The 17,197-nt window shown below is 60.0% G+C and carries 13 protein-coding genes and 3 pseudogenes; 3 read left to right on the top strand and 13 right to left on the bottom strand.

All coding sequences use genetic code 11. The features are described from left to right. Positions 1-173 precede the first annotated feature (173 nt). The 5 genes and pseudogenes from J2X50_RS23465 to ftsH all read right to left on the bottom strand — a co-directional run bounded on the left by J2X50_RS23465 (position 174) and on the right by ftsH (position 6,896). Positions 174-2,378: pseudogene (locus J2X50_RS23465) on the bottom strand (Tn3 family transposase). Positions 2,379-2,714: 336 nt separating this feature from the next. Further along, complete coding sequence (locus tag J2X50_RS23460; protein ID WP_429098462.1) at positions 2,715-3,050, bottom strand: P-II family nitrogen regulator; 336 nt, start codon at positions 3,048-3,050, stop codon at positions 2,715-2,717. After that, positions 3,050-3,778 (bottom strand): DUF1538 domain-containing protein, encoded by a 729-nt coding sequence (locus J2X50_RS23455; RefSeq protein ID WP_429098461.1) that lies wholly within the window; start codon positions 3,776-3,778, stop codon positions 3,050-3,052. The genes J2X50_RS23460 and J2X50_RS23455 overlap by 1 nt, the downstream gene beginning before the upstream one ends. Beyond that, positions 3,775-4,560, bottom strand: coding sequence for a DUF1538 domain-containing protein (locus tag J2X50_RS23450; RefSeq protein WP_429098459.1), 786 nt, complete (start codon positions 4,558-4,560; stop codon positions 3,775-3,777). The genes J2X50_RS23455 and J2X50_RS23450 overlap by 4 nt, the downstream gene beginning before the upstream one ends. A gap of 455 nt (positions 4,561-5,015) precedes the next feature. Beyond that, positions 5,016-6,896 (bottom strand): ATP-dependent zinc metalloprotease FtsH, encoded by a 1,881-nt coding sequence (ftsH, locus tag J2X50_RS23445; RefSeq protein ID WP_429098457.1) that lies wholly within the window; start codon positions 6,894-6,896, stop codon positions 5,016-5,018. 749 nt (positions 6,897-7,645) lie between these two features. Between ftsH and J2X50_RS23440 the strand changes: the two genes are divergently transcribed. Together J2X50_RS23440 and cls are read left to right on the top strand one after the other, a co-directional pair. Continuing rightward, positions 7,646-8,827 (top strand): AI-2E family transporter, encoded by a 1,182-nt coding sequence (locus J2X50_RS23440; protein WP_429098455.1) that lies wholly within the window; start codon positions 7,646-7,648, stop codon positions 8,825-8,827. Between the two features lie 345 nt (positions 8,828-9,172). Then, the gene (gene cls / locus J2X50_RS23435; RefSeq protein ID WP_184702553.1) at positions 9,173-10,597 is read left to right on the top strand and encodes a cardiolipin synthase; all 1,425 of its coding nucleotides are present in this window, start codon (positions 9,173-9,175) and stop codon (positions 10,595-10,597) included. 73 nt (positions 10,598-10,670) lie between these two features. Here the strand turns inward: cls and nirK are convergent, their stop codons facing one another. The 7 genes and pseudogenes from nirK to J2X50_RS23400 all read right to left on the bottom strand — a co-directional run bounded on the left by nirK (position 10,671) and on the right by J2X50_RS23400 (position 15,305). Continuing rightward, a complete protein-coding gene (nirK, locus tag J2X50_RS23430) occupies positions 10,671-11,876 on the bottom strand; it encodes a copper-containing nitrite reductase (RefSeq protein ID WP_077547585.1) in 1,206 nt (401 codons plus the stop codon). A 95-nt stretch (positions 11,877-11,971) separates the two neighbouring features. Beyond that, on the bottom strand, positions 11,972-12,712 hold the full coding sequence (locus tag J2X50_RS23425; RefSeq protein ID WP_318290404.1) for a pseudoazurin: 741 nt from the start codon (positions 12,710-12,712) through the stop codon (positions 11,972-11,974). Positions 12,713-12,914: 202 nt separating this feature from the next. Next, positions 12,915-13,358, bottom strand: coding sequence for a CBS domain-containing protein (locus tag J2X50_RS23420; protein WP_077547586.1), 444 nt, complete (start codon positions 13,356-13,358; stop codon positions 12,915-12,917). Between the two features lie 87 nt (positions 13,359-13,445). Beyond that, on the bottom strand, positions 13,446-13,832 hold the full coding sequence (gene sdhD / locus J2X50_RS23415) for a succinate dehydrogenase, hydrophobic membrane anchor protein (protein WP_077547587.1): 387 nt from the start codon (positions 13,830-13,832) through the stop codon (positions 13,446-13,448). Continuing rightward, entirely contained in the window at positions 13,833-14,234 is a 402-nt protein-coding gene (gene sdhC, locus J2X50_RS23410) for a succinate dehydrogenase, cytochrome b556 subunit (protein WP_077547588.1), read from the bottom strand. 2 nt (positions 14,235-14,236) lie between these two features. After that, positions 14,237-15,036: pseudogene (locus J2X50_RS23405) on the bottom strand (succinate dehydrogenase iron-sulfur subunit). 62 nt (positions 15,037-15,098) lie between these two features. Next, a complete protein-coding gene (locus J2X50_RS23400) occupies positions 15,099-15,305 on the bottom strand; it encodes a DUF6522 family protein (protein ID WP_077547589.1) in 207 nt (68 codons plus the stop codon). A 484-nt stretch (positions 15,306-15,789) separates the two neighbouring features. Here J2X50_RS23400 and J2X50_RS23395 point away from each other — a divergent pair. Further along, positions 15,790-15,963, top strand: a pseudogene (locus J2X50_RS23395) (ubiquinol-cytochrome c reductase iron-sulfur subunit N-terminal domain-containing protein); the annotation flags it as partial. Between the two features lie 62 nt (positions 15,964-16,025). On the opposite strand, the gene J2X50_RS23390 reads toward J2X50_RS23395, so the two are convergent. Next, the coding region (locus tag J2X50_RS23390) for a Tn3 family transposase (protein WP_429098452.1) at positions 16,026-17,197 on the bottom strand (1,172 nt) is incomplete at its 5' end.

The following is a 17,197-nucleotide window of genomic DNA, read 5'->3' as shown; positions in this document are numbered from 1 at the left end:
CCTAGCCTGCCAGCGGCTCGGCCATTCGCTCCGCATTCCCGGAATTAAGCAGCGTCTCGATATCACCATAAGCGCGGCGGGTGGTCACGGCCCCAGCCGCGATACAGTGGCGCTTTGGGGCAGGAACAAGAACTGTTCCCCGCGACACGCTAAGGTCGAACGGAGCGTGAACGTCATGCGGCGTGGCGTAACCGAGCCGGAAGTCGGAGCGACCGGAAGCCTTCGGGCATCTGATGTTCTGCATCCCAGGTGTAGATGCCGGTCAGGTTGATGTGCTCCCAGCTCAGGGGCGAGATGTGCCTGAGCAGGTGATCCGGAATCTCGCGACGCATGCTGCGCAAGTGGGTGACGGCCCGTTCGATGTAAACCGTGTTCCAATGGACGATCGCACTGACGACGAGGTTGAGGCCGGAGGCGCGGAAGGCCTGGCTTTCGAACGACCGATCACGGATTTCACCACGCTCGTGGAAGAAGACGGCGCGCTTCAGCTTATGTGCCGCCTCACCCTTGTTGAGGCCGGCCTGGCAACGCCGGCGTAGTGCGGGACTTGAGTACCACTCGATCATGAAGAGCGAGCGCTCGATGCGGCCGAGCTCGCGCAGCGCTCGTGCGAGTTGGCTTTCCTTCGGAGATGCGGACAGCTTCTTCAGGATTGTGGACGGCACCACGGATCGCGTGGTGATCGACGCCGCCAGATGGAGGAGATCATCCCAGTGATCGAGTATCAGTGTGGTGTTGATCGGGGCGCCAATGTGGCTGGATAGTGCCGGATGTGCATCGCCTTTCTCGAAGGTGTGCAATTTCCGGTCCTTGAGGTTGCGCAGTCGCGGCGCGAAGCGTTTGCCTATGAGGGCGAACAGGCCGAAGATGTGATCACTCGCGCCACCCGTATCGGTGAAGTGTTCCTGGATGTCGAGGACCGTGTCCTGATCGAATAGCCCATCGAGCACATAAGCCGCCTCACTTTCGGTCGGGCTGATGGGCAAGATGCTGAAGTAGCCGTACTGATCGGAAAGATGACTGTAGAACTTTGAGCCGGGTTCGCTGCCGTAATGCAGATTGACGTCGCCGCGCTTTGCGGCTCGGTCGCTCGCGCGAAAGAATTGGCCATCAGATGATGACGTCGTGCCATTGCCCCAAAGGCGAGAATGCGGATGGCGGCTGTGTGCGTCCGTCACGCAAGGCCTGCGCCGCGCGGTAGGTCTCCGACCGAGCATGGAAGGTTCGCATCCAACTGATCTGGTGAGCGCTGATGCCTTTGGACGCGCCGGCCATCCGTTTCGGACCAAGGTTGGTCGCATCCGCCAGTACGCCGGCCAGCATGGCCGAGACATTTCTTGGGACGTCGCCGGTGCGAACATGCGTGAAGCAATCCGCAAAGCCGGTCCATTCATGCGCAGCGCCTTGGCGGTATCCGGCCTACACTCCATGTGTCGCTGTTTCTTGCGGTTATTGGCTCGCGAGAACAGCCGACCCATCAGCTTGATGAACATCGTCACGGCATCGTCGGTGAGCTTTTGTCCGAGCTTGATGACCTGCGCCACGATCAGAGCGTGCCGGCGGCTAGAGTTGAAATCGCTGGCCAGCCAGGCTGGCGTGGCGTTCCCCTCACGGATCATCTGGTCCCACCGTCCGGATGATATGCGCATCTGCAGTGTCGGATCGATTTCCAGCGTGCGCAGGAAGGCAATCCGTTCGGTCAGCCCGATCAGGTTCGACGCGCCCGGTGCTTCCGGCGCCGAGCGCAGCCAATGAAAGCGCGTTTGGCCGATCGACGAGTCAACCTCCAACAGCCTGTCCAATGATCTAAGCTGATCGGGCGGGATACGTTCGACGAGTTCTTTCTCAGCTCGTCGGCGGGCTATCGCGCGACCGCCGAGACCGATCTTCTCGATGGAATGCAGCGAGGGAAGGAGGGCGTGTCGCTTCCGGAACTCGGCAATGACTGCTGTCGCGATCGGTAACCCGTGATCGCCATTGGCCGCCGCATCGACTGCAGCCACAAGAGCCGCGCGACGATCGGCCCTAGAGGCGGTCCGGAGACCGAGATAGGCCATCAAAGACCGACTGTGATCGAAACGCGTCTGTATTCGGTTCGCATACAAGGCGTAGAGGCGCGCGTCGATGCCGAGCTGATCCGCAAGATAGGTAAGCACAGCCGCGGGTGGCTCCTCATTATCCCACAAGAGCCGCCCCGTTTGGCGCATAGTGCAGAGTTGGACCGCGAAGCCCAGCTTGTTCTGCGGTCGGCGGCGGAGTTCGCATTCCAACCGATCTGCCGGGTCGAGTGTAAAGTGGCGGATCAGACTATCCTCGTCTGTCGCTATGGCCAGAAGTATCGCCGCTTCCTTTGAGCTGACAAGCCGTCTTCTCCCCATTTGCGTTCTCCCTTGCCACACACCGACTTCAAGGGAAATTGGTCGCCATCAGCCGAATGTTTTCAACCGGCCGGGAAGCTTCATCTACAGATCAATCACGCGCGTTCGTGCTTCGTTCGGTCTTAGCGTGTCTGCGGGAACAGTTCTTGTTCCCACCCCAACATGCGCGGGAGCAGGGCATGGACCTTCGTGGTGCTGGGGACGCATAAGCTCGGCTTTGGAGTTCCTGATCGGCGGCGTGGCACAGGAGATCGTGTCAGCCGTGCAACATGACGCGCGGCTGATCGGAGATACGATTGGCGGGCGAAGAGGAATGAGAACAGTTCAAGCCGTCGTTCAGGACGGCGGCTCCTGCACGAGATGAACGATCCCGACCACCTTTTCTAGAGGCAGGACGAATGCGAGCCCCTTCCCTGGCGCGTTAAGCTCGGCCGCTCGCTCGATTTCTGCAAGGATATGATCCTTCTGTGCGGCAGGGACGACAGTCAGCACGATCTCCTTCTCCGGTTCGATCTGGATGCCGAAGACACGCATCTGCTCGTTCCGTCCGATGCCGCGTCCAATCAAAACGGTTCCGCCGTGCGCCCCGCCATTCATGGTCGCTTCGAGGACGGTATCCCCCCACCCCTTACGAACAATGCTCACGATCAGGCACGGATCCAACATCTGCATCACTCCTTTGCGCGTTTCGCCCTGCCGATGAACAGCCCGAGCATCATGACTGAAATGATCGGCGCCAAGGCAATCAAAGCCACGAAACCGAGACCGTCGGTAACCGGATCCTGGTCCCCCATCGCGGTCGAGGCGCCAAGGGCGAGAGCGAGCAGAAACGTATTCGCTAGCGGACCCGTCGCGACACCGCCGGCGTCGATAGCGATCGATACGAAATCCTTGTCGCTCAGCCAGATCATCACGATGGCGATGCCGTAGCCGGGCACCAGGAAGTAGAGCAACGGAATGCCGTAGGTGATGCGGAGAAGGCCGAGGGTCACCCAAACGGCAACGCCGAGACAGACAGCATAGAGAACCAGAACCCCCGGAATGGACCCGTTGGACGCATCCTCCACCTGATCCGCCAGAATGCGGACCGCTGGTTCGCCCCAGGTCGTGACGAAGCCGAGAAACAGGCCGATCGGGACGAGCAGCCAAGGCTCCCGCATGGTGCCGATGGCCTCGCCGATGGCGCGCCCGAACGGAAGAAATCCAATGCCTACACCGAGCAGAAACAGGAAGAGCCCCGCTGCGGCGAGGACGGTGCCGAGAAGTATGTCCTTTACCTGGCGGCGCGGCAGCCTGAGCATGAAGAACTGGAAAAGGAGAAACAGCGTGACCAGCGGCGCAATGGCGACGATGACGCTCAGAGCGGTTTCGAAAACGGTATCGAGGAATGCCCTGCTCACGACCACAGGAGCCCCATCAACAGAACGGTGATGATCGCGCCTGCGGACGCAAGACCCAGAATGCCGAAGCCGTCACTGACCGAGGATCGTCCCGCCAGCACCGAGCTCAGTCCCATTGCCAGCGCGATAACAACCGGCGTCGTAAGAACCCCGGTGGTGACGCTGCCGGAGTCGAATGCCAGCGGCACGAACTGTTCCGGCGCGAAGACGGAAAGAGTTAGCGCGAGCAGGTAGGCTCCCGAGACGAGATAGCGCATGGGCCAGCCGAAGATCACCCGGACGACAGCAATGGCGGTCAGCGCGGCAACTCCAACGGCGATCACGTAGAGCACAGCCAGTCCGGGGATTCCGCCACCGGAGGTCGTGTCCACCTGGCCCGAGAGGACCAGCACGTCAGGCTCCGCGACGGTTGTCGCGAAGCCTATGCTGAACGCGACCGCCGCGATCAACAGAATGGAGCCCTTCTTCGGCAGCTCGGCTCCTATGAACCGACCCATCGGTAAGACACCGAGATCGATGCCGAGAAACATTAGCAGCATCCCCGCCATCGCCAAGATTGCGCCGGTGAGGAACTGAAGGAAAAGCTCCAGCGGCGCTTGCACTACCAACACCTGCAGCAGACAGACGAGACCGACGAGCGGCGCCACCGCTTTGAGAACCTCAACCAGCTTGCCGCTTACAAGAGAAGCCATGATGTCCGAGTTCGAGATGGGAACGAAAGCCCGCGTGGTCACACAATCCAGCCCAAAGGGATCGCAAGATTGCATCACTTCTTGCGCCATTATCTGCCTTGATTTCGATCAAAAGCGTGGCCCAATGCAGGAAGGTTACGCTGCCATGGCTCCGACTCCGAACTGCACTGGAGCATTCGGCTGAGCGGTCTCACCTAACTGCCGTTGAGGTCGCCAATTGACGCGAGATCGACTAAGCCGGGAGCTGAAATGTAGTTAAGCAAGCTCGAATGCTTCAGCGTGCCAGCCCCGATGATCGCCACTCCCGATGCCACATTTCGAAGAGGCGTCCCTAAGAGCGTGACGAGAATGGCGGCCAGCACCGCGCCAAATCGCCTTTAACAGGCGAAGACTCACGATGTCCGCTGCGATTGTAGCCTGGGGCTAGCTGGACCAATCCTGTCTTCGAATCTGAAGCGCAGACGACCAGCAACCGTTCTGGGAGAGCTGGAACTTCCTTGAAGAGCAGAACTGCTGCGGCAAAACAGCTCCACCGTCGAAAGTTGTCAGCGCCCGAGCGACTTGCCAGCGCGGGATGTTGGCTTGACGTGCTCAGTTGCGGAAGCGTTCTTACGCGAGATACTCGCACCATCGATCAGCGACAAGAGTTCGGCCTCGTCGAGCGTCTCTGTCTCGAGCAGCCGGCGCGCGGTTTTCTCAAGCAGCCCGCGCCGCTCCGTGAGCAGGCCCACGGTTCGGGAAAAGGCGCGATCAACAATTGCGCGCACCTCGGCGTCAATCGTGTCGGCCGTCGCCTCACCGAAATCGTGCTCCTGCGGATACGCGACGATTGGATTTGGACTGAGGAATGAACGCTGATCCTTCTCCAGGGCGACATGGCCCAGCTTCTCGGACATGCCGTAGCGCGTCACCATTGCGCGGGCGATGTCGGTCACCTTGGCGAGGTCGTCGGCCGCCCCCGTCGACAGGTGGCCGAAGATGACCCATTCGGCGGCTCGGCCACCAAGCAGCACCGCCATCTTGTCCTCGAGTTCATCGCGCGTCATCAGGAAGCGGTCCTCGGTAGGACGCTGGATGGTGTAGCCGAGCGCGCCTACCCCGCGCGGGATGATTGACACCTTGTGAACGGGGTCGACGCCGGGGAGCGACAGGGCGACTAATACGTGGCCCATTTCGTGATATGCGACCACCTCGCGCTCCTTCGGGTTCAGGAGGCGGTTTCTCTTCTCAAGTCCAGCCACGATGCGTTCGACAGCGTTGTTGAAGTCCTCCATCGTCACAGCATCCCCCCTGCGGCGGGTGGCTAGCAGGGTCGCTTCGTTGACCAGGTTGGCAAGATCCGCGCCGGTGAAGCCGGGAGTCAGCGCAGCGACCTTTTCTGCGTCTACATGCGCTGCCAGCTTTGCTTTCTTCATGTGAACACGCAGGATCTGGATGCGACCCTGCTTGTCCGGACGGTCCACGAGCACCTGGCGATCAAAGCGGCCGGCGCGCAGCAGTGCAGGATCCAGGATCTCCGGCCGGTTTGTAGCGGCCAGAAGCACCACCCCGATCGTCGGGTCGAAGCCGTCGAGTTCTACCAGGAGCTGGTTGAGCGTCTGTTCCTTCTCGTCATGACCGCCCATCATGGGGCCCGCCGCTCGGGCGCGACCGAGGGCGTCCAGCTCATCGATGAAGATGATGGCCGGCGCTTTGGCGCGCGCCTGTTCAAACAGGTCGCGCACGCGGGCCGCGCCCACGCCAACGAACATCTCGACGAACTCCGAACCGGAAATGGAGAAGAACGGCACCTTGGCCTCGCCAGCCACCGCCCTTGCGATCAGCGTCTTGCCGGTGCCGGGTGGCCCCACAAGCAGGACGCCCTTCGGCATACGCCCACCAAGCCTGCCATAATCCCCCGGATTCCTCAGGAAGTCGACGATCTCCTGCAGCTCCGCCTTGGCCTCGTCCACGCCGGCCACGTCCTCGAAGGAGACCTTGATGTCGGTTTCAACATAGACCCTAGCTTTGCTCTTACCGATCTGGAGCAGCCCACCTCCTGCGCCGCCCATACGGCGAATCAGGAACATCCACACGCCGACGAAGAGAGCGACCGGAATGACCCAGGACAGCAGGTCACGCAGGAAAGTGCTTTCTATCTGCCCTGTGACGACCACGTCCTGCTGCCTTAACTGGTCCGCGATCTCCGGCTCGACGCGCGTCGTGATGAACCGGGTCTGGCCCCCTTTCAGCGGCTGTTTGAACGTGCCCTGGATGAAGCGGTCGGACACCTGCACCTCAGCGACGCGCCCGGCCTGAAGGTGGCTCTCGAACTCGCTGTAGGGGATCTGCGCAACCTGCTGCGCTGTGGTGAAGAGGTACTGGAAAATCATCATACCGATGAAGGCCGCGATCCAGTACCAAATGTTGAAGTGCGTCTTCTTCATCTTGCCAAGCCTCCAGTGCGAACACGCCTTAGCTACACAATCTTGTTTCGCAGCCGCCCGAGCCACGGTACCCTCGTCGCCGGGTCTCCTGCCGATGTCTACGGGACGGCACGGCGTCTGCGTTGCGCTGCATCAAATCGGAATCCTCGATATTCGTATCGCTGGGCTCCAGGCACAGGCCACTGGCCTGTGCCGAGTCCATCGCAGCGACGGATGGACCCCCTGGAGTATGAATTAGTATGCTACGCGACTGGCGGTCCCGCCGTTTATGCAACGGATAAGAATCGTGGCGCGAATTCGTTCACGCGATCGTCATCACACTTGGGCGGCCTTAGCTGGTTTGTCACGAGGAGGTGATTTCTCGCTTCGGGTAACCACGTCGCCATGTATGGGTGGAGCGTGACGCGCGCGCAAGGTGGCGATCCCCACCGGCTCGTCAAAGAAATTGGCGGTTCGGATCGTCAGGGTGAGCGGAGACGAATGCCGGGAGACAAAACCCGCGGCCGGGCTCCGGGTGCATTCCATATGCAAGATAGAGCCTTTGCCGCCAGTCGCGTAGAGTCGCTCCAGGCCGCTGCGGGAAGAACACCGAACTCGCGATCACGATGTAATTCGGCCTATGCGCAACTTTTTCTCAATCCAGCGAGACGGCACGTCCTGACGAAAGCCCCTTGCTGCTCTACCCGTTCTCGGCATTTTCTTTGATGCAAGAAGGGTGACAACGCTAGCCGAAACGGCAAGATGGCCTAATGGCAGTTGAGGAGAACCGTCCGAGACAGCGTCGCGCTGGTGCCGAACTCGGCAAAGGCTTATTGGACGCAGGTGGCGTCAGAGTACTCTTGATCCTTGCATTGACGGGCCTCGGCCTGTTTCTCTGCTACCGCTTGGCCCTGCCCTTTCTACCCGCTCTCACCTGGGCGCTGGTGCTGAGTATTCTTCTTGCGCCAGCTCATCGCTGGCTCCACTCGCGTCTTGGCAGCGGCGATCTCGCAGCGTTCATCGCGGTTGCGGCCGCGGCAATTGTGATCCTGGGGATGCTCCTCCTGGTGGTACAGCAACTCGTCCGCGAGGCCGCCGGCGGCGCGACCTATCTGGAGAACGCGCTGCGGACACTGGACTGGCGTGAGACCATCGGCAACCGCCCCAGGCTGGCCGAAGCTGCGGCCTGGCTCGAGCAGCGGCTCGATCCGGCCGGTGCGCTCGGCGGTCTCGCCCATTGGCTAACTGGCCAGAGCACCTCGCTTCTTCGCGGCTCGGTCAGTCAGGTGATCGGCCTCGTCCTCACCTTCTACATTCTCTTCTACTTCCTGCGCGACCGTGAAAGGGCGTTGCGCGTGATGGCGAAGCTTTCGCCATTGCAGCCGAGCGAAACGGGGCTCGTGGTACGACGCTTAGCGGACACCGTTCACGCCACGATCATCGGGACGATGGCAGTAGCGACTGTTCAGGGGACGCTCGGAGGCCTGATTTTCTGGTGGCTTGGCTTGCCGACACCGGTCTTTTGGGGACTCATCATGGGCCTGTTGGCGATCGTGCCGGTACTCGGCGCCTTTGTCATCTGGGTGCCGGCCGCTCTCTTTCTCGCGTTCCAAGGCGAATGGACCCGGGCGCTCATCCTGGTCATTTGGGGCGGCGTGATCATAGCGACCATCGACAATCTGCTCTACCCGGTTCTGGTGGGGAGGCGACTGAAGCTGCATACCTTAGTGATGTTCATCGGCGCGGTCGGCGGGATCATCCTGTTCGGGGCTTCCGGACTGGTTCTTGGTCCCGCTACGATTGCTGTTACGCTGGCGCTGATAGAGATCCTGCAGGGTAGATTTCGAGCGGAACGACAGATGCCAACGGATGGACATGGCAAGACAGACGAAGGAAAGCCCGAGAGAAGCCGAGCGCTTGAAGCGCGAAGCCGACGAGGAACTGACTCTTGAGCTGGAGCAAACCTTTCTCGCGAGCGACCCGCTGAAGGTAACGCGCGGATCATATGAGAAGCAGCACACGCAGCCCGAGGATCGGCGGAAGCCGGATTGAGTGCTTTGGTTTCTGGACTGGTTTAATGCCGCCTCTCCACCAAGAGTGGCGCAGGGTACAGAACTGCAGTCGAAAAAAACCAATCTTAGTCTCGCCGCTTCGCCCGCCATACGGCGATACGTAAGCCCAACTGAGCTTCGCCAGCCCCGGTACTCCATCCGGATCGGCGCCATGGGAGAAGGGCAGAAGGGCAAGGCTGGAACGACCAGCCGAAAGCGGTGTAGGACAGACGCGTGATACCCCTTATGAGCGAAGCCTGGGCGGTCGGGTACGTGATGGTTGAATGGTCAATCCGATTGGCGATGGTTGCGATCGTGCCAATGCGGCGCTCTCCCGAGGCGGCGCGAAGTTGGCTTATCCTCGTGTTTTTGTTGCCGATCCCGGCGCTCCTCATCTATCTCCTCATAGGAAGACCAACTTACCCTCGCTGGCGTCGCGAGCGGTTTCTCAGACTGCCGGCCGTTCTTGCAGCTGCGTCCAGGGAGATTTCCCATTCCCGTTACTGTCGCCGCCCCGACCTGCCGGACAATCTTTCGGGCCCCGCTCTGTTGGTGGAAAAGCTCGGGCAGTTCCCGACCGTCGCCGGCAACGACTTCGAGCTTCTCTCCGGATATGATGAGGTCATCGACCGCATGATTGCGGATATCGATGCGGCTCAAGCGACGGTTCACCTCCTTTTTTATATTTTTGCCGACGACGAGACTGGTTTGCGTGTCATCGGCGCACTTCAGCGCGCCTCAAAACGCCGAGTGAAGTGCCGGGTTCTCATTGACGCCATCGGGTCGCGGCGGTGGGCTCGCCGCGTCTCTAGATTGCTCATTCCCGCCGGTGTGGAGGTTCGGCTCGCGCTGCGCGTCGGGCTCTTCCGTCGAAGGTCGGCCCGCGCCGACCTTCGTAACCATCGTAAGATCGCTGTGATCGATAGTCGCGTCGGTTACCTAGGTTCCCAAAACATCATCAATGCCGATTTTCGCGAGGGCGTCGTTAACGAAGAGCTCGTCGCCCGCGTCGTCGGCCCGGTCGCGACCGAAATCCAAACTGTATTTATCGCCGACTGGTTTATGGAGACAGACGAGGAGATAGCCAACCCTGTCTTGTTTCCCCACAACCCGCCCGGAGGTGGCGTTGTGGCGCAGGTGCTTCCCAGCGGCCCGGATTATCCGGATGCTGGCATTGGACATCTTATCGTTTCGCTCGTGCACGGCGCACGCGAGCGTGTGATCATCACGACCCCCTATTTCGTGCCGGATGAGCCTCTTCTGCAGGCACTCAAAACAGCAACGTTGCGAGGAGTTGAGGTCCGATTGGTCGTTTCAAACGTGACGGACCAGATGCTGGTAAACCTTGCACAAAGATCATTTTATTCTGAACTCCTCTCCGCAGGTATTAAGGTGCATCTATATCAGGAAGCCTTCCTCCACGCCAAACACATCACGTTCGACGATGAAATCGCGATACTTGGCTCCAGCAATATCGATATTCGTTCGTTTGTTCTCAACGCGGAGGTAAGCCTCGTCGCTTTTGACGAGAGGGTTGTGGAGCGGCTCAGGCACCAGCAAAGTCGATATTTCGCCTCGAGCAACGCGCTGAGTCTCAGAGAGTGGGAAAAGCGCCCGATCGCAAGCAAGGTGGCTGAGAACCTGGCCCGCTTGGCCAGCCCTCTACTTTGAGAGCATCGAACAAGACAAGGCCACCTTCGTTCAGGCGACCAAGGAGGAGTCGCCACTCTGTCGCACGGCGTTATTACGATGCAATCGGTTCGAAAATGTCCGGCGCCTCCTCGCCTTCGACGTCGAGCCAGCCTGCGAGACCGCGCTCAACCCTCGACAGCGAGTGGTCTACGAGAACGTATCTTCCGGGTACCTCGAGCTTGAGCTCCACAATGGCGGAGCCACCGGCAGGAACAACGACCGTCTGGACATCCGTCTGCGGCGGCTTCGTCACGCTTCCATTGAGATAGACCCTGTCGAAAATCTCGCCGATCACGTGGAATGATGATACGTGATTGGGACCGCCGTTGCCGAAGAAGATCCGGACTGTTTCGCCGACATTCGCTTTCATCGGGTAGTGGTCCGTCAACGCACTCACATGACCGTTGAGCACGAAATATTCCGGCCGCTCGTTGAGCAGTTTGTCGTAATCCTCGTTGAGCAGCCCCTCTGACCCGAAAGGCTCAGTGGTGTAGATCTCTCCCTGCATGACATAGAATTCCCGATCAACCGGCGGGAGGCCACCTTCGGGTTCGACCAGAATCATCCCATACATGCCGTTTGCGACGTGCATGGCCACGGGCGGAACGGCGCAGTGATAGACGTAAAGTCCCGGGTTCAGAGCCTTGAAGCGGAAGGCCTTTGCTTCTCCGGGCGCGCAACTGGTCAGTTCCGCTCCCCCACCAGGTCCCGTGGCTGCGTGGAAATCGACATTGTGCATCAGCCAGCTGTCTTCCCGGTTCTTGAGAAAGACTTCAACCGTATCTCCAACCCGCACCCGCACGAGCGGGCCGGGCACCGTGCCGTTGAAAGTCCAGAAGCGGAAGCTGGCGCGTTCGTCGAGCCGCGCTTCCTTTTCAACGGTTTCCAAATCGACGCGGACGATCTCGGCTTCTTGGCGTGCTATCGAAGGCGGGACCACAGAGGGATCATGGGCCACATCGTCGGCAACAACACTGGGCAACGAATATAGCCGCTGGCTGAGGCTACCAACGCGGTTCGCGTGGCGAGCTCCATGCTCGGCTACACGGACCGTGCCACCAGCGTTCTGCGCCGAAGCTTCCTGCGAAACAGCGAGAGAACCAAGTGTCAGGCCTACCGATCCGGCAAGAAGCGACCGCCGGGAAATTGCCGGGACACCCTCTATTCCCTCCTCCGACCTGACTTCCCGCGTCGCCGGAGGAGCCACCGCGTCACCGTCGGGCAGTTCCCAAGAGGCATCTCGTTCGGATCTGTTCATTGTCGTCCTCGGTCCTTGTTGCGCCTTCCACTGACCACCCGGTGAGACTGGGTGAAACCACGTCTGGTCTCTCGAAGGTGGAAAGTCGCTTGTATCTAATTGGCGGGCGCGGTGGCGCCATTTCCAACCTGGGCGATTAGTTCAGCCATGCGCGACTTGGCTTTGCCGGGCAGTTTGGCCGTCTCCGCGGAATCAAGGTTTTCGGTGCTATCACCGACCTGGATGATGCCGACCATGCCGAGGGCGAAATGCGGCAAGCACTTGTAGCCGTAGATGCCCTCTACATCGAAGGTCACTGTGATCTCCTCATTGATCTTCCCCTTCCACGTTTCGGCGCCTTCTGGAATCATTCCGAGGATCGGCTCCGAGTTGTGGCCTTTGTCGGTCGCCACAAACTTCACGGAATCGCCTGGTGCAATCTTCAGGTATGCCGGGACGAATTGCATGGGACGCCCTTCAGGGTCCTTATTGACCATCTGCACCTCATGTGTCTGGGCGCCTCCCGAGGATTGACCCGAGTCACTCTCCTGGGCGCTCGCCCGACGGCCGCCGCCGATCGCCGCCGCTACCGTCAGACCCGCGCTCCCAGCGAGCAGACTGCGACGTGATATCAACCGAGAGGACACTCCAGAGCCGCCAAAACTTTTCTTTCCAGACATTTTCAACCCTTTGTTCGAACGCGCCCCTTCCGCAATGACGAGCGTCTTGCATAGGGATCCGAGCCAAACAGCGTTGCGGCTGCGACGCTGCACACGCCCAAGAACATAGGGCTTAACTTCCGCTGTCAAGGCTGACAAGATGATGTGCTGTCGCATCTGCAGATTGGCAGGCAACATGGCGAGTGTGTGGTGCCGAGCGGCAGATATATGCGCATTGTGCAATTTCCGAAGGCAGACGCACGACGATACGAGATCGACCAGCGGGCAACCCGAGCCTAGCACAACGAATTGAGGTCCCGCGTGCCGCTTACGACCAACAGCTTGCTAACCCGGTTAGTGGAGCGTAGCCTTTGATAGGGACATGGTGGTAGGGTCCAGTTCATCGATATCCGACACACATGACGTACTCCCGCAGGAGCACTTCCTCTTGCTCCACTTCCTGCATCAGTGCCTGCAGCGCATCGCGAGCGTTGAGGATGCCGATCGGACGGGAAGCATCATCTGTTATGGGAACATTCTTCAACTGCCGTTCCTTCATCACGGCCCAAATATCGTGCAGCCAGTCGTTTTGCCGGCAGGAGGTCACATCCCGGGTCATGACGGACGAAATTCCTGTGGTGCAACTGGCTCCGAGGCATTGGCTGATCTGAGCAACGACATCTGATTTCGTCACCACACCCGTCAGCAGCCCATCGGCGCCGCATACGACTACCAGATCGGATCTGCCATCGCGAAGAAGTCTCGCAGCCTCGATGAGCGGGGCGTCCTGCCTCACCGTTAAAAGCCTCTCCCGGGCCACAGGTGTGATTTTCTCAACGAGCATGGATCCGTCCTCTCTCAGGCATTCGCCACCAGATGGCACTCGGTTCGCTGATGCGCAGACACGTCCTGCCAAATCGTACGAGTAGGTTCAGCCGGCGAATGGGATGCGCAACGTGGCGACGATGCCAGCTACCGCCAACGCGAAGCAGCCCAGCCGCGTTGCGATGATCGCCGCGAACTTCGCGCCGGAATGCACATAGTCTTCGATGATGACCTGGAGGCCAAGAGCCGTATGATGGAAGAGCGCGATCAACAGGAGTATCATGCAGATCGTTGCGAAGGGCGTCTTTAGCCAAGCGACAAAAGCGGCATGGTCGCTGCCTGTGAGCGCGATCACAGAGGCCGCAAACCAGATCGTCAGAGGTATCAGCGCGATCGCCGATAGTCGCTCAGCCCACCACTCCCCCGCGCCCTTTCTGGACGATCCAAGCGCGAGCGCGTGGTTTAGCGGCGTGGGCGTCGGAACTTTGCGCATCTACCCTACTCCCATCCAAATGCTGACACCCCAGGTCAGCGCAGTGAGCAGGATGCTGGCGACGACTACCGCCCATCCCGAGGCATAGATGGAGCGGAGTTCGAATCCGTGGCCGGTGTCCCAGATGAGGTGCCGGATGCCTCCGCAGAGATGCATGAAGAACGAGAATGTAAATCCAAGCATCAGGATCTGCCCGAACAATGACCCGATCGATCGCTGCACCGTTGAAAACGGTTGGGGTCCTGAGGCCGCGGCAATCAGCCATACGACCATGAGTACCGCGAACGCGCTCAGGATGACGCCTGTAATCCTGTTAGCGATGGACAGGACCGAGGTCAGCTGCGGTCGGTATATCTGGATGTTGGGCGAAAGCGGACGCCCTCGTGCTCCTGGCGACGACATTCCTAGCTCGCCGGTTCGATTATCATTTTCTTGATCTCGGCGATCGCCTTGCCGGGGTTCCACCCTTAGGGCAAGTCCGGGTGCAGTTCAAAATCGTATGGCAGCGATAGAGCCGGAAGGGATCTTCGAGGTCGTCGAGGCGCTGGCCAGTGGCCTCGTCCCGCGTGTCGGCAAGCCAGCGATAGGCTTGGAGCAGAGCGGCCGGACCAAGGAAACGGTCGCCATTCCACCAGTGGCTCGGACAGCCGGAAGTGCAGCAGAAGCACAAAATGCACTCATAGTAGCCGTCCAGTTCCGATCTCTCCTCCGGTGACTGGAGTCGCTCGTTTTCCGGTGCGGGCGTCTTGGAATGCAGCCAAGGCTCCATAGCGGCGTATTGAGCAAAGACATGCGTCAGATCGGGGACCAGATCCTTAACGATCCTCATGTTGCTCAAAGGGTAGATGCGCCCTGCCTCATCCGTCTCGGCAATCTCTCGGGTGCAGGCCAGCCAATTCGTCCCGTCGATGTTCATGGCGCAGGAGCCACAGACGCCCTCGCGGCAGGAGCGGCGGAAGGTCAGCGTCGGATCGACCTTGTTCTTGATCCAGATGAGCGCGTCCAGAACCATCGGGCCGCAATCGTCGAGATCGACCTCGAAAATGTCCAGCGTCGGATTGTCGCCGCTATCGGGATCATAGCGGTAGATCGTGAACGCCTTGGTGCGGGAAGCGCCAGCGGGAGCCTTCCACACCTGCCCTTCCTCTATCCTTGAGTCCGGAGCGACTCCGAAATTCCTCGGCAGCGGAAAACGCTTAAGAATGGTCGCGCTGGGAAGCTGATCCGACGAGTCGATGATCAGAGGGAGCCGCTTCTCCTTCCCCATCATTCGCCGAGCCTCCGCGAACTGTCCCCAAGCGGCCGCTCGCCGAAATCGACGGCGGACTGCTGGATGATGGTTCCCCTTTCAGTGACGATGACCCGGAGCCGCCGGTTACGGAAAAAGAAGGTAAGCCGGGAATGTCCGGCATCATCCCCTTCGCCAGCTTCGTGCCTGCAGGTTATCCTGCCGTCACGGATGAGCGGCTGCACGAGCGAGGCTCCGATTCAGGTCCCATGGCGATGATCGCGGCATCAACCTGTACCGCACCGTCCTCAAATTCGATGGCCGACATGATAAACTCGACGCCGCGGGCGCCCGGTTCGTGTATCGCTGCTGGACCATGGCTGGTATTATGGCTCTGTAGCTGCCTGTTGGAACCCCCGTAGCCGAAAAAACTGGTGCCCCGCTTCGAAGGAACCTCCTGCTGCCGGTCCGGTCGCCATCAGCCTTCAACAAAGATCCTAAGAAATAGAGCGGTGACTCGCAGGACCCTCAGCTGCGTTCAGCTGCCGCACTACCAAGCTATTGGCTCAGCCTAATTCTAGCCCTAGACTCTGTCAGTTGGGTAAGTTCCTTACGAACCGCACATCTGCCGTCCGCAACCAGGAACTTGCAGCGTCAAGGGAGTGTGTCTTGCCAGATACCACGACAAGCGAACCGACGCGACGCGATTTCCTCTATGTCGCGACCGGTATGGCTGGCGTTGTCGGCCTTGCGGGCGCAGCCTGGCCATTCATCGATCAAATGCGTCCTGATGCCTCGACCCGCGCCCTTTCCACGATCGAGATTGACATCTCCTCTGTGGAACCAGGAATGTCTCTCACCGCCAAGTGGAGAGGCCGCCCCATATTCGTTCGCAACCGAACGCCAGAAGGGGTCAGAACAAGAGCACTGCGAAATCGTACGCTAAGGACGAACGAAGCGGGAACTCATGCGGCCCGCCGCAGTCCGACTGGAAGGCGAAGTTTCCGGAAGCCTTCAGGCATATGCTGCTCGCTATCCCACGTGTAGATTCCGGTCAGATTGACATGTTCCCAGCTCAGCGGCGAGATGTGCTTGAGTAGGTGATCCGGAATCTCGCGACGTGCGTTGCGTAAGTGGGTGACGGCCCGTTCGATATAGACAGTATTCCAGTGCACGATTGCACTGACGACGAGGTTGAGGCCGGAGGCGCGGAACGCCTGGCTTTCGAACGATCGGTCCCGGATTTCACCACGCTCGTGGAAGAAGACGGCGCGCTTCAGCTTATGCGCCGCCTCGCCCTTGTTGAGACCGGCCTGACATCGCCGGCGTAGTGCAGGGCTCGAGTACCATTCGATCATGAACAGCGATCGCTCGATCCGGCCAAGTTCCCGTAGCGCTCGCGCGAGCTGGCTTTCCTTCGGTGATGCTGACAGCTTCTTGAGGATCGTGGACGGCACAACGGCGCGCGTCGTGATCGACGCTGCGAGATGAAGCAGATCATCCCAATGGTCGAGGATAAGAGTAGCGTTGATCGGTGCCCCGATGTGGTTCGACAACGCTGGATATGCATCGCCTTTCTCGAACGTGTGGAACTTCCGATCCTTGAGGTTGCGCAGTCGAGGCGCAAAGCGCTTGCCGATCAGGGCGAACAATCCGAAGACATGATCGCTGGCGCCGCCGGTGTCGGTGAAGTGCTCCTGTATGTCGAGGATCGTGTCCTGATCGAACAGCCCATCGAGCACATAGGCCGCCTCGCTTTCGGTCGGGCTGATCGGCAGGATGCTGAAGTAGCCGTACTGATCGGAGAGATGGCTATAGAACTTCGAGCCCGGCTCGCTGCCGTAGTGCAGATTCACGTCGCCGCGCTTCGCCGCCCGATCGCTCGCGCGGAAGAATTGCCCATCTGACGAAGATGTCGTGCCGTTGCCCCAGAGGCGTGAATGCGGGTGACGGGTATGCGCATCGGTGATGCAGGCTTGCGCCGCCCGGTAGGTCTCCGATCTTGCATGGAAGGTGCGCATCCAGCCAATTTGGTGAGCACTGATCCCTTTAGACGCACTCGCCATGCGCTTCGGACCGAGGTTGGTTGCATCCGCCAGCACGCCGGCCAGCATGGCCGAGACATTTCTGGGAACGT

The sequence above is a fragment of the Aminobacter sp. BE322 genome (genome assembly GCF_050433525.1).
Lineage (GTDB): Bacteria > Pseudomonadota > Alphaproteobacteria > Rhizobiales > Rhizobiaceae > Aminobacter.
This window is presented reverse-complemented; position numbering and strand designations above follow the sequence as displayed.